10 protein-coding genes, 1 tRNA gene and 1 pseudogene are annotated in these 12,954 nt (G+C 71.1%); 6 read left to right on the top strand and 6 right to left on the bottom strand.

Annotated elements, in window-relative coordinates; translation table 11 throughout:
- Positions 1–26: 26 nt before the first annotated feature.
- Positions 27–575, bottom strand: coding sequence for a hypothetical protein (locus HNR28_RS18830; protein ID WP_244978310.1), 549 nt, complete (start codon positions 573–575; stop codon positions 27–29).
- Between the two features lie 242 nt (positions 576–817).
- On the opposite strand from HNR28_RS18830, the gene gshA reads away from it, so the two are divergent.
- Positions 818–2,395 (top strand): glutamate--cysteine ligase, encoded by a 1,578-nt coding sequence (gene gshA, locus HNR28_RS13625; RefSeq protein WP_409360344.1) that lies wholly within the window; start codon positions 818–820, stop codon positions 2,393–2,395.
- A gap of 73 nt (positions 2,396–2,468) precedes the next feature.
- On the opposite strand, the gene HNR28_RS13630 is transcribed toward gshA, so the two are convergent.
- Both HNR28_RS13630 and HNR28_RS13635 read right to left on the bottom strand, forming a co-directional pair.
- Positions 2,469–2,705 (bottom strand): hypothetical protein, encoded by a 237-nt coding sequence (locus HNR28_RS13630; RefSeq protein ID WP_151024594.1) that lies wholly within the window; start codon positions 2,703–2,705, stop codon positions 2,469–2,471.
- Positions 2,706–2,891: 186 nt separating this feature from the next.
- Positions 2,892–2,966: transfer RNA gene (locus HNR28_RS13635), tRNA-Arg, on the bottom strand.
- A gap of 288 nt (positions 2,967–3,254) precedes the next feature.
- Here HNR28_RS13635 and HNR28_RS13640 point away from each other — a divergent pair.
- From HNR28_RS13640 to HNR28_RS13655, 5 genes and pseudogenes are all read left to right on the top strand, one after another.
- Positions 3,255–4,163 carry a c-type cytochrome gene (locus tag HNR28_RS13640; RefSeq protein ID WP_409360345.1) on the top strand — a complete coding sequence of 303 codons (909 nt, stop codon included), beginning with the start codon at positions 3,255–3,257 and terminating at the stop codon, positions 4,161–4,163.
- 127 nt (positions 4,164–4,290) lie between these two features.
- Positions 4,291–4,407: pseudogene (locus HNR28_RS18560) on the top strand (type II toxin-antitoxin system RelE/ParE family toxin); the annotation flags it as partial.
- A gap of 223 nt (positions 4,408–4,630) precedes the next feature.
- Positions 4,631–5,608, top strand: a complete 978-nt coding sequence (locus HNR28_RS13645; protein WP_043685178.1) for an NAD(P)H-dependent flavin oxidoreductase — start codon at positions 4,631–4,633, stop codon at positions 5,606–5,608.
- A complete protein-coding gene (locus HNR28_RS13650; protein WP_184142958.1) occupies positions 5,605–6,336 on the top strand; it encodes an enoyl-CoA hydratase-related protein in 732 nt (243 codons plus the stop codon). Before HNR28_RS13645 ends, HNR28_RS13650 begins: the two co-directional genes overlap by 4 nt.
- Positions 6,337–6,611: 275 nt before the next feature.
- Positions 6,612–6,842: a hypothetical protein gene (locus HNR28_RS13655; protein ID WP_043685183.1), complete on the top strand. Its 231-nt coding sequence runs from the start codon at positions 6,612–6,614 to the stop codon at positions 6,840–6,842.
- On the opposite strand, the gene HNR28_RS13660 is transcribed toward HNR28_RS13655, so the two are convergent.
- The 3 genes from HNR28_RS13660 to hemE form a co-directional block, all read right to left on the bottom strand.
- Positions 6,843–9,068, bottom strand: coding sequence for a UvrD-helicase domain-containing protein (locus HNR28_RS13660; RefSeq protein ID WP_151025541.1), 2,226 nt, complete (start codon positions 9,066–9,068; stop codon positions 6,843–6,845).
- A gap of 25 nt (positions 9,069–9,093) precedes the next feature.
- A complete protein-coding gene (locus HNR28_RS13665) occupies positions 9,094–11,256 on the bottom strand; it encodes a primosomal protein N' (RefSeq protein WP_322789942.1) in 2,163 nt (720 codons plus the stop codon).
- A gap of 599 nt (positions 11,257–11,855) precedes the next feature.
- A complete protein-coding gene (gene hemE, locus HNR28_RS13670; protein ID WP_151025639.1) occupies positions 11,856–12,926 on the bottom strand; it encodes a uroporphyrinogen decarboxylase in 1,071 nt (356 codons plus the stop codon).
- Between the last annotated feature and the right edge of the window lie 28 nt (positions 12,927–12,954).

Consider the following 12,954-nt stretch of genomic DNA (forward strand, 5'->3'; position numbering starts at 1 on the left):
GGACGTGCGCACCCGCCAGGCCGCCATCACCGCGGCAATGCGCCAGGACCTGCTGAGACCGCCCCGTCCGGCCAGCGCAGCGACAGCCAGAAATCATCCACCGGCGCGCGCGCATGGTCATCGGGGCCGGCAATCACCACGGCCTCCAGCCATTCGGTCGTCGTCACCCTGACCTGCGCTTCGACCCGCACGGGGCCTTGCGGCCCCCGCCCCTCGAATGAAAACCGCCGCTCCGGATCGGCGTCCGGGCCGGGCGGCTCCGCGCCGGCGTTGCGGTACAGGGCCTCGACCGCCCAGCGGGCCAGGCGCCGCCGGGCCGGCTCGTCGGCGGCCCAATCGGGCGGCAGGGGCGCCGCCCCCAGCGCGAACAGCACGCCGCCGGCCTGCGCCGAGCGCATCGTCAGATCCAGCGTCCGGCCCTCGAAGGCCACCGGACGCGTCTGCGCCTGCGGCGTATCCGGCAGGACCCCGGCCGCGCCGTCCTGACCGAAAGCCACCGGCCGCCAGTCGAAGGTGGGCGAACAGGCGGCCAGCAAGGCCGCGCAGCAACCGACCACCGCCAGAATCCTGAACACGAGCCCCCCCCCTCGCCGATCGCCCGGTCCCGCGCCGGGCCCCATCGGCCGCATTGTACGTCGCGCGCTCCGGCCCCGCGGCGCGCCATCGAGCCGGCGCGGGCCGCCGCACCGGGACAGGGCAGCGATTCCAGGCGGGATGCCGTACCGGGGCAGGCCTGCGATTCCAGGCGCACCTCCGGACCGGGCCGTCCGGCGATGCAGCTAAAATCCTCCTATTCAGACCAACCCGGTACCCATTCATCATGAGCCTGGCCTCGGAACGGCGCGCCCACCTGGCGGCGCAACCAGAACTGTTGCGCGCCATCCGGCGCGGAATCGAAAAAGAAGGCCTGCGGGTGGACGCATCGGGGAACCTGGCCATGACGCCGCACCCGTCCGCGCTGGGATCGGCACTGACCAACCCCCGCATCACCACCGACTATTCCGAATCCCTGCTGGAACTCATCACCCGCCCCCTGCCCGATGCCGAGTCGCTGATCGGCGAGCTGACCGACATCCACAGCTTCGTCGCCCTGCGCAATCCCGGCGAGCCGATCTGGAACCAGTCCATGCCGGCGCACCTGCCGCCGGAAGCCGACATCCCCGTCGCCTGGTACGGCACGTCCAACACCGGCATGCTCAAGCACGTCTACCGCCTGGGCCTGGCCTGGCGCTACGGCAAGGTCATGCAATGCATCGCCGGCGTGCACTACAACTTCTCGCTGCCCGAGGCCGCCTGGGACCTGCTGGCCGATGGCGACACGCCGCAGGACCGCCGCAACACCGGCTACATGGCCCTGATCCGCAATTTCACGCGCCACGCCTGGCTGCTGATGTATCTGTTCGGGGCCTCGCCCGCCGTGTCGCGCAGTTTCCTGCAGCGCGCCGGCTACGAGACGCGGCTCACGCGGCTCAGCCCGGACACCTACTGCATGCCCTGGGCCACCAGCCTGCGCATGAGCGACCTGGGCTACAAGAGCCCGATCCAGTCCGACCTGCAGCTCTGCTACAACGACCTGGACACCTTCACCGCCCGCATCCACCGCGCCGTCACCACCCCCTGGCCCGCCTACGAGGCCATCGGCACCCACCGCGACGACCGGCGCATCCAGCTCAACACCAACACCCTGCAGATCGAGAACGAATACTATTCCAGCATCCGGCCCAAGCAGACCACGGGCCGCTGCGAACGGCCCAACACCGTGCTGCGCCAGCGCGGCATCCAGTACATCGAGGTGCGCTGCATGGACATCGATCCCTGGGCGCCCGCCGGCATCGCGGTCCAGACCAGCCGCTTCCTGGACGCCTTCCTGCTGTACTGCGCGGTCGAGGAAAGCCCGCTGTTCCCGCCGCCCGGCTTCTGCCAGGAAAGCCAGGACAACTTCGCCCTGGTCGCCCGCGAAGGCCGCCGCCCCGACCTGCTGCTGCAGCGCGACGGCTGTGCCACCAGCCTGCGCGACTGGGCCGAAGAGGCGCTGGACCGCATCGAGCCCTATGCCCGGCTGCTGGATGCGCATTCCGGCGACGGCGGCCACGCCGCCGCCCTGGACCCGCAGCGCGCCAAGGCGCGCGACCCGGACGCCACGCCCTCGGCCCGCCTGCTGGCCGCGCTGCGCGAGGGCGGCCGGGAATTCCACGACTGGACCCTGGCGCAAAGCCAGAGCCATTGGGAATTCCTGCGCGCGCGCGGCCTGCCGGACGACACCCTGGCGGCCTACGACGCGGCCGCCCGGAAATCCATCGCCGACCAGGCCGCCATCGAGGCCGCCGATACGATCTCGTTCGAGGACTACGTGGCGCGCTTCCACGCGGCGCTGGGGCCGGCGCCGGTGTGCTGAGGGGGATTTATGGGCAGTGCCCGTGCCGGGCGGCGCGGCGCGATCACCCGCACTGTGCGGAAGAATGCCGGGCTCATTGCGGCTCCTCCGTGCGCGGCGCCACCGGAACCAAGGCACAGCCGGGCCAGGTGGCCCTCAATGCCTCGCCGAGCATCGAGACCAGACGGATGATGTCGTCACCGGCGGCGTCGTGCAGGGCCTCGGCGACGATCAGCGCACGGCGCGTGTCCGGACGGATGGCGGATGCGCCGCTCTGGCGGTTCGTCCATCGGCGCGCATGCGCGCAACCCGAGGCATGCCGGTCGCTCAAGCGTGTTTTGAACCACTGTGCACCACGCGCTTGCGGCCGTCTTGAACAAAACACCGATTCCGTACTGGTCGTGCGTATGGCGGCCGAACGAATGCGCCGTGTCGGCCGTCGCGGCCTCTATGCCTTTCATGCCGCAGCGGGTGACTTGGAATTGTCCTGGCTTTACCCGGTACCCGGACTCATGCGTGGCGCGCCCGACAGGAATCGAACCTGTATCAGAAGCTTCGGAGACTTCCATTCTATCCATTGAACTACAGGCGCGCAGTGCGCCGGCGGGGAGCCGGCGGGTCCGCCCGGCCAGGGCCCCAAGGAGCCGACGCGAGCGCCCGTGCCATTGCGGCACGGGGACGCCATTGTATCGTGTTTGCGCGTCCGCTGCTGGCCCGGCGGCAACGCACGGCCACACCGGCCGCGAATCGCCCGCGCCCCGGCGCGGTCCCTGCCCGCACGCGGCTTGCTCATACCTGCCGGCTCGCACCATGCAGCCGCACAGGCCAGTCGCTATAATCTTCGGTTGAAGCCTGTAACACGAACGATTATCAGGATCCCATCATGAGCCTCCCCGAACACGCCCACGGACACGAAAGCGCCATCAAGACCCCGCGTCAGCTGCTGATCACCGTCATCCTGGCCTTTCTGATCCCGATCGCGATCATCATCCTGCTGGTCAATCTGGTCGGCACGTCCATCCGCACGGGCGCCGGCTCGGACAGCCAGTCGGAAGAGGCCATCGCGCGGCGCATCCAGCCCGTGGCGGGGTTCAAGCTGGTCGACGCCGACGCGCCCAAGGTCTTCAAGACCGGCGAGCAGGTCTTCCAGTCCACCTGTTCGGCCTGCCACGGCACGGGGGTGGCGGGGGCGCCGAAATTCGGCGACAAGGACGCCTGGGCCAAGTACATCAAGCAGGGCTACGAAGACCTGGTGAAGAACGCCATCCACGGCATCGGCGCCATGCCCCCGAAGGGCGGCAACGCCTCGCTGGACGACTTCGAGGTCGCGCGCGCCGTGGTCTACATGACCAACCATTCGGGCGCCAGCTTCGACGAGCCCAAGGAGCCGGCCGCCGGCGACGCCGCCCAGGCCGAAGCCGCCCCCGCCGCCAAGGCCGAAGCGGCGCCCGCCGCGCCGGCCGCCCCGGCGGAAGCTCCCAAGGCCGCCGAAGCCAAGCCGGCCGAGGCCCAGCCCGCGCCCAAGGCAGAAGCCCAAGCCGATGCCGGCAACGCCGTCGGCAAGAAGCTCTACGAGTCGGTCTGCATCACCTGCCACTCGATCGGCCTGGCCGGCGCGCCCAAGTTCGGCGACAAGGCCTCCTGGGAACCCTTCGTCAAGACGGGCCTGGACACCATGCTGAAGAACGCCATCTCCGGCGTGGGCGCCATGCCCCCGCGCGGCGGCTCGCAAGCCTCCGACGAAGAGCTCAAGGCCGCCATCGAATACATGGTGAACGCCGCGAAGTAAACGTCCCCCGGACGTTCGGCGCCCAGCGCCACCGGCCGCCTCCAGGGCGGCTCCGCGCCCCGGCCGCAGCGCCGGGGTTTTTCATGTTCCAGCCGGCGCGGCGCTCCGGCCCGATCGACCGCACCTACCGCGCCCCGGCTTTCCCCATACCGCAGGCATCACGGGATCGAAACACGCGCACATGCGCGAGTTGCGCGTTCAGCATGAAGGCCGGCCCTGCAGGATTCTTTACGCGTTCGAGCCGGCCGGATGATTCTTCCGCAGCACCGGGCCTGTCGCAGCACCCGTATCTTTGCCGCTCCGATCTCGGTATATCCACTATGTTTTCAAACAATCGTTTGATTTAGAATGGGGCACCACCCGGCGGATCAGCCGGGGTCCGTCCGCCCGCACCGGCGCCGACGGGCGGCGTCACGGCCGCCCCGGCCGGCGGGGCGGCCTCATCCTCACGCGGGAGACACATCCTCATGCCCCACCCCATCGTCACGGCGCTGCACCAATCCATGACGCTGCCCGTCATGGCGGCGCCCATGTTCATCGTCTCGAATCCGGAACTGGTGATCGCCCAGTGCGCCAGCGGCATCATCGGCTCGATGCCGGCGCTCAACGCGCGGCCCCAGGAAAAGCTGGGCGAATGGCTGACGCAGATCGAGACCAGCCTGGCGGCCCTGCGCGCCGCCGATCCGGACCGGCCGATCCCGCCCTACGCCATCAACCACATCATCCACCAGTCCAACGACCGGCTGCAGCACGACCTGGAGGTCTGCGCCGAGCACCGCGTGCCGCTGATCATCACCAGCCTGCGCGCGCCCAACCAGGTGGTGGACGCGATCCACGGCTGGGGCGGCAAGGTCTTCCACGACGTGACCACGCTGCGCCACGCGCAGAAGGCGCTGGACGCGGGCGTCGACGGCCTGATCCTGGTGTGCGCGGGGGCCGGCGGCCACGCGGGCACGCTGTCGCCCTTCGCGCTGCTGGGCGAAGTCCGGCGCATCTTCGACGGCCCGGTCTGCTTGTCGGGCGCCATCAGCCGGGGCCAGGACGTGCTGGCCGCGCGCGCCATGGGCGCGGATTTCGCCTATGTCGGCACGCGCTTCATCGCCAGCGCCGAAGCCAACGCCCAGCCCGAATACAAGCAGATGATCGTCGACACGGCCGCCGCCGACATCGTCTACACCCCCTATTTCACCGGCATCCCGGGCAACTACCTGAAACCCTGCGTGCGCAACATCGGCCTGGATCCCGACAATCTGCCGGCCGCCCACAGCACGAACTTCGGCAGCGACAGCAAGAAGGCCTGGCGCGACATCTGGGGCGCCGGCCAGGGCGTGGGCAACATCGACAGCGTGCTGCCCACCGCGGACATCGTCGCCCGCCTGCGCGACGAATACCGCGAGGCCGCCCAGGCGCTGCGCGACGGCTTCGTCGAGGAGGTGCGCGCATGATCCGCGCCGAGCGCCGGGACGCCGTCCTGGAAATCCTCATCGACCGGCCGGAGCGGCGCAACGCCCTGACCGACGCCATGTACCGCGACATCGAGCGCGCCCTGCGCGAGGCCGACGCGGATGCCGCCTGCGCCGCCGTGATCCTGCACGGCGCGGGCGGGCACTTCACCGCCGGCAACGATCTGGCGGAATTCCAGATGCCGCAGGACAGCCGCGACGTGGGCTCGATCGCGTTCCTGCACGCGCTGGCGTCGGTGGACGTACCGGTGATCGCCGCCGTCCAGGGCCAGGCGGTGGGCGTGGGCGTCACGCTGCTGCAGCACTGCGATTTCGTCTACGCCGCCCCCGACGCGGTGTTCCGCCTGCCTTTCGTGTCCCTGGGCCTGTGCCCGGAAGGCGCCTCCAGCTACCTGCTGCCCCGGCTCGCGGGCGACCGCAGGGCCGCCCAGTGGCTGCTGGGCGCCGACCCCTTCGGCGCCGGGGACGCCCTGGCCGGCCGGCTGCTGACCGCCGTGGCGGACGACCCGCTGGCGCAGGCGCGCGCCTGCGCCCAGGCGCTGGCCGCCCAGCCGGTCCAGGCCGTGCGCGCCAGCAAGCGCCTGCTGCGCGAGCCCCTGCGCGCCGAGGTCCACCGCGTCCTGGACGCCGAGGCGGCCGTGTTCTTCGAGCGCCTGAAATCGCCCGAGGCCCAGGCGGCCTTCCAGAAGTTCTTCGCACGGAAGGGATGAGCCCGGACACACAATAGTCCCCTGCGGACTATTGTGTGCCTGGCGAATCGGAGCGGCCTGCAGGCCGCGACGTGGAGGGATGCCCCAATCCCGGACGACCCTCTGCGAACCATCATGTGCCGAACGAATCGGGGCGGCCCGCAGGCCGCCCCGTTGTTTTTCGGCAGCGGTTTCGGGCGCTGTTCTCTTATTAGGGTTTTCCCCTATCTTTATCCTAGGGTTTACCCTATACTGACTCCTGTTGAAATCTGAAGCTTCTGAAACAGGAGTCAGTCATGTACGCCACGCAAACCCCGAATCTGCTGTCCGACGCCCTCGAACGCGCCTACAGCCGCTCCCTCCTCGACGCCACGCAGCAGCCGCTGCAACTGGGCAAGGCCATCCGCAGCCTGGGCCGCCTGATCGGCCGCGGCGCCGCCGCCACCGGCCGCTTCCTGGCCAACGTCATCAACGCCCAGGCCGAGGCCCGCGCGCGCGACATGCGCTACAGCCGCACCCCCTGGTAATCAGCGCTTCTTAAGCAAAGCCTTCAGCCGGTCCAGCGTCCGGTCCGGGTCGGTGTCGCCGACCGGACGGGGCGCTTCGGCCTGCAGCCCCATCTCCGCGATGAAGCGCGAGGGCTCGCAGATCACGTCCTCGCGCCCGCGCCGCCGCTTGCGGCACCAGCTGATGCGCAGCGTGCGCTGCGCGCGCGTGATGCCCACGTACATCAGGCGCCGCTCTTCCTCGATGCGGCGCGCCCGGGCCGCGACGGCGGCCTCGCTGACGTCCCCCTCGTCATCGCCGCCCCGGTGCGGCAGCAGCCCTTCCTCGACCCCGATCAGGTAGACGTGGGGGTATTCCAGCCCCTTGGACGCATGCAGCGTGGACAGCTTGACCGCGTCGGGCTCCTCGTCGTCGGCGCGCTCCAGCATGGTGACCAGGGCAACGTGCTGCACCAGCTCCAGCAGGGTCATGTCGTCCTCGTCCGCCTTGCGCTTGAGCCATTCCAGCAGTTCCAGCACATTGGCCCAGCGGGACTGCGCCTGGCGTTCGTCCAGCGTGTCGTACAGGTGGCGCTCGTAGTTCATCGCCGCCAGCAGGTCGTCCAGCACCCGCGCGGCATCGTCGCCGCGCAGGCCATCGACGCCGGTGGCCGCCCCCGCCGCCGGCACGGCATCCGCGTCAAAGGCCGGCGGGTCTGCGTCAAAGGCCGGCGGATCCGGATCGAAGGCCAGCAGGTCGCCCTGGACCGCCGCGCCCGGCAGGGGCGGCACCGCGCCGCCGCGCCGCGCCGCGCGCGCCTGGAAATGGTCCACCAGCCGGACGAAGTCGCGCACGGCCTCGCGCTGGCGAGGCGCCGGCAGGACGGCCTCGGACACGTCGGCGGCCACCGCGTACAGCGACACGCCGCGCCGGGCGGCCTCGGCTCCCAGGGCCTGCAGGGTGCCCTGGCCGATGCCGCGCCGGGGCGTGGTCGCCGCGCGGATGAAGGCGGGGTCCTCGTCCTCGTTGGCGATCAGCCGCAGCCAGGCCAGCACGTCGCGGATCTCGGCCTTGTCGAAGAAGCTCTGCCCGCCCGAGACCGTGTAGGGGATCCGCAGCGTGCGCAGGGCCTGCTCCATCACGCGGGCCTGGTGGTTGCCCCGGTACAGCACGGCGAAGTCCTTCCACTGCGCCTGGCGCTCGAAGCGCGCCGCCGACAGGCGCATGGCGATGGATTCGGCCTCGGCCAGGTCGGAATCCATGGGCGTGACCACGATGGGTTCGCCCGCCCCCAGGTCCGACCACAGGGTCTTGTCGAAGGTCTTGGGATTGTGGCCGATCACCCGGTTGGCCGCCTCCAGGATGGTCTGGACGGAACGGTAGTTCTGCTCCAGCTTGATCAGCCGCAGCGAGGGATAGTCGCGCGCCAGCTGGGCGAGGTTTTCCACCGTGGCGCCGCGCCAGGCGTAGATGGCCTGGTCGTCGTCGCCCACCGCCGTGAACATGGCCCGGTCGCCGCACAGCATGCGCACCAGCTGGTACTGGCAGGCGTTGGTGTCCTGGTATTCGTCCACCAGCAGGTACTGGACCCGCGCCTGCCAGCGCGCGCGCAGGGCCTCGTCGGCCGCCAGCATCCGCGCGGGCAGGCGGATCAGATCGTCGAAATCCACCGACTGGTAGGCCCGCAGGGTCGCCTCGTAGCTGCGGTAGACGCGCACGGCCTCGGCCTCGTCGGGTCCCTGGGCCACCCGCGCCGCGCCGTCCGGGTCCAGCAGGGCGTTCTTCCACAGGGAGATCGTCTGCTGCACGGCCCGCAGGCGGGCGCGGTCGGTCGTGGCCAGCAGTTCCTGGACGATGCCCTGGGCGTCGGTCGCGTCCAGGATCGAGAAGCCGCGCTTCAGGCCCGCGCCGGCGTATTCCTCGCGCAGGAAGCGCAGCCCCAGGGAATGGAAGGTGCCCACCGTCAGTCCGCGCAGCAGCCGCGGATCCACCAGGGTGCGGACCCGCTCGTTCATTTCGCGCGCCGCCTTGTTGGTGAAGGTCAGCGCCACCACGTGGCGGGCCTGGTAGCCGCATTCGCGCAGCAGATAGGCCATTTTCTGGGTGATGACGCGGGTCTTGCCGCTGCCCGCGCCGGCCAGCACCAGGCAGGGGCCGTCCAGGTAGAGCACGGCCTCGCGCTGGCGGGCGTTCAGGCCCTGCGGCAGGGTGGATCCCGGCGGGAGGGCGGCGGACGCGCGCAGCGCGGCCTCGGCCGGCGCGTGCATGCGGGGCGGAACCGGGGCCACGGCCTCAGATCTCCTGGGGATCGATCTCGATCCCCCAGTGCTGGACGGCGCCCCGGGCCAGTTCGTCCAGGCCGGGCAGCAGCGCCCGCAGCAGCCGGTGCAGCGCGCCGCGCCCGTCCGACTCGAACAGCAGCTGGGCGCGCTCGACGCGCGCCACGCGCACGATGCGCAGCGGCACCGGATCGTGGATCCGCACGCCGGCGGCCTCGGGCAGGGCGCGCGCCCGGGCGCGCGCGACCGCCAGGAAATCCAGCGCGTCGCGCACCTGGACCGCCTGCGCCGTCAGCAGCGCCTGGCTGGAAAACGGCGGCAGTCCGAGGTCCCGGCGCTCTTCCAGGGCGTGGGCGGCGAAGCGCGCGTAGTCGTGGCGCAGCAGCGCCTGGTAGACCGTCTGCTCCGGGTAGTCGGTCTGCACGATCACCTGGGCGCCGCCCTCGCGCCGGCCGGCGCGCCCGGCCACCTGCATCAGCTGCGCGAACAGCCGCTCCGGCGCGCGAAAGTCCTGGGAAAACAGCATGGCGTCTGCGTTCAGCACGCCCACCAGCCCCAGGCGCGCGAAATCATGCCCCTTGGACACCATCTGCGTGCCGACCAGGATGTCGGCCTCGCCGGCATGCGCCCGGGCGAACAGGGCCTCGGCGCTGCCCTTGAGGCGGGTGGCGTCGGCATCGATGCGCAGGACGCGCGCGCCGGGAAAGCGCTGCGCGAGGAATTCCTCGACCCGCTGCGTGCCCCGCCCCATGGGCTGGATGTCGGGGTCGCCGCAGTCGGGGCAGGCGCGCGGCACCGGCATGGCGTCGCCGCAGTGGTGGCATTGCAGCACGTGCCGCCCGCCCAGGCGGTGCAGCACCATGTGCGCCGTGCAGCGCCGGCACTGGCTGACCCAGGCGCAGGACGGACAGCGCAGCACCGGCGCGTAACCGCGCCGGTTGATGAACACCAGGCTCTGCCCGCCCCGCGCCAGCCGGTCTTCCAGCGCGTCCAGCAGCTGGGGCGTGAAGCCCTGCTCCAGCCGGGCGCGGCGCGTGTCCACCAGGCGGATTTCCGGCAGCGGCTGGGCCTGCGCGCGCTCCGGCAGCGACAGCAGCCGGTAGTCGCCTTCCTGCGCGTGGCGCCAGGTCTCCAGGGACGGCGTGGCCGAGCCCAGCACCACCGGGACGCCCAGGTCGTGGCCGCGCCACACCGCCAGGTCGCGCGCCGAATAGCGCAGGCCGTCCTGCTGCTTGTAGGACGCATCGTGCTCCTCGTCGACCACGATCAGGCCCAGGCGCGGCAGGGGAGTGAACAGAGCCAGGCGCGTGCCCAGCAGGATGTCGGCCTGGCCGCGCGAGGCCCCCAGCCAGGCGCGCAGGCGGTCGCCCTCGGACAGGCGGCTGTGGATCACCGCCAGCCGGTCGCCCAGGCGGGCGCGCACGCTCTGTTCCAGCTGCGGGGTGAGATTGATTTCCGGCACCAGCAGCAGCGCCTGCCGCCCCGCCGCGATCACCTGCTGCGCCAGGCGCAGGTAGAGTTCGGTCTTGCCGCTGCCCGTCACGCCATGCAGCAGCGCCACGCCGGCGCCGGCCGCCAGCAGTTCCCGCAAGCCGGCCAGGGCGCGGGTCTGGGCCTCGGTCAGGGCCGGGCCCGCGTCGTCCCGTACCGGATCGGCAGCCTGAGGCGCTGCGGCGTCCGCGCCAGCGGCCGTTTCGGCCGCATCCGCCGCATCGGCGGGCACGGCCTGGGCGGCGCCCTTGCGCTTGCGGGCGGCGCGCGAGGCTCCGGGGCGCCGGTCGGCGCGGCACACCGGCCCGCCCGCCGAACGCGCACCGGTGTAGGCGGCGGGCCGGCGCAGGGACGGCGGCAGCACCGGCAGCAGCACTTCGCCCAGCGGCCGGTGGTAGTAGTGGGCGGCGAATTCGGCCAGGCGCAGCCAGTCGGCCGGCATGGGCGGCAGGTCGTCCAGTACCGCCTCGATCGGCCGCACCCGGTCGGCCGCCACGCCGGGCGCCTCGCGCACGGCCCAGACCATGCCCACCATGGCGCGGCGGCCGAAGATCACCCGCACGCGCACCCCGGGCGCCACCGGCCGGTCGTGGGAATAATCGAACAGGCCGGGCAGGGGCACGTCCAGCGCCACGGCCAGGTAGACGGTTTCACCCGTCCCGGCGGGCGCCCCGGAGGGCTGCACGGCGGCCGTAACGGTGGCCGGGACCGCGGCGCCGGGACCGCCCGCCTGCCCGGAGCCCCGTCCGGAACCCGCATCCGTCGGGCGTTTCACGGCCACGGCCAGACCGCCGCCGCGCCGTCGCGCCCGGCCTGTGGATAACTTTGTGGAGAATCGCAGCACAATGGGGTCAACACCAAGCCGCCCAAATGGTCAAGTCTCTTTAAGATCTGTAGCAAAGACTAATTAATTCTTTGAAAACAATGGTTTACAGCGCATAGCAAGAATCGGTCTGCAATGATGCTCGTAAACCCTGATGCTGGATTTTTTTGTGCATAAGCACAAAACCTGGAATCCGCCGCAGGCCGCGTCAGGCGGGATTTTCGCCTTCAAACAGGCCGCGGCGCCCCGCTTTCGGGACGCCGCGCGGCGCAAAACCCCGGCTCCCGGGAGCCCGGCGCGGGCCGCGGAAAGAACACGGACGCGGCGAGGGCCCAAGACGACGGAAGCACTCCGGACGGAAGCATCCGGACCGCGCCTTTGGCGTGCCTGCCTCGCAGCCTGCCTGCCAGCCGGACCCGGCGGGCACGAAGAAATCCGCGGGGACTCTCGCGCGTCCCGCCTCAGCCCTCATGATACGCGCGGCTGGCGGCGTGGACCTCGTCCACCAGGACGGACACGGCCTCCGGCGGCGTGTATTGGGAAATCCCGTGGCCCAGGTTGAAGACGTGGCCGCCGGCCCCGACCGTGCCGAAATCGGCCAGCACCCGCCGGACCTCGGTGCGGATCGCCGCATCGCCGCCGAACAGGGTCATGGGGTCCAGGTTGCCCTGCAGGGCGACCCGGTCGCCCACCCGGCGCCGGGCGGCGGCCAGGTTGGCCGTCCAGTCCAGCCCCACGGCGTCGCAGCCGCTGGCGGCGATGTCCTCGATCCATTGCCCCCCGCCCTTGGTGAAGACGATGACGGGCACGCGCCGGCCCTCGTGCTCGCGGATCAGGCCATCGAGCACCTGGCGGGTGTAGGCCAGGGAAAACTGCTGGAACAGGCCGTCGGCCAGCACTCCGCCCCAGCTGTCGAACACCATCACGGCCTGGGCGCCCGCCTGGATCTGGGCGTTCAGATAGGCCTGCACGGCCTGGGCGTTGACCGACAGGATGCGGTGCAGCAGATCGGGCCGGCCGTACAGCAGCGTCTTGATCCGGCGGTAGTCGGAACTGCCCGCGCCTTCCACCATGTAGCAGGCCAGGGTCCAGGGGCTGCCGGAGAACCCGATCAGCGGCACCGCGCCGGCCAGTTCGCGGCGGATCAGCGACACCGCGTCGAACACGTAGCGCAGCCGGTCCAGGTCGGGGACCCGCAGGGCCTCGATGGCGGCCTCGTCGCTCAGGGGGCGCTCGAAGCGCGGCCCTTCGCCCGCGACGAACTGCAGGCCCAGCCCCATGGCGTCGGGCACCGTAAGGATGTCGGAAAACAGGATGGCCGCGTCCAGGTCGAAGCGCCGCAGCGGCTGCAGCGTGACCTCGCAGGCGTATTCCGGATTCTGGGCCAGCCCCATGAAGGATCCGGCCTGCGCCCGGGTCTGGTTGTATTCGGGCAGGTAGCGCCCGGCCTGGCGCATCATCCACAGCGGGGTGTAGGCCACGGGCTGGCGCAGCAGGGCGCGCAGGAAGGTGTCGTTTTTCAGTTCGGGCACAGCGGATCCTAGAAGAGCGGCACGGGAT

This window comes from Castellaniella defragrans, assembly GCF_014203015.1.
Classification (GTDB): Bacteria; Pseudomonadota; Gammaproteobacteria; order Burkholderiales; family Burkholderiaceae_B; genus Castellaniella; species Castellaniella defragrans.

What these genes read in the sequence shown, in the direction of transcription:
- HNR28_RS13645 (WP_043685178.1), top strand. Translation starts at nt 4,631, where the DNA reads ATGCCCCACCCCATCGTCACGGCGCTGCACCAATCCATGACGCTGCCC.
- HNR28_RS13650 (WP_184142958.1), top strand. Translation starts at nt 5,605, where the DNA reads ATGATCCGCGCCGAGCGCCGGGACGCCGTCCTGGAAATCCTCATCGAC.
- HNR28_RS13655 (WP_043685183.1), top strand. Translation starts at nt 6,612, where the DNA reads ATGTACGCCACGCAAACCCCGAATCTGCTGTCCGACGCCCTCGAACGC.
- HNR28_RS13660 (WP_151025541.1), bottom strand. Translation starts at nt 9,068, where the DNA reads ATGCACGCGCCGGCCGAGGCCGCGCTGCGCGCGTCCGCCGCCCTCCCG.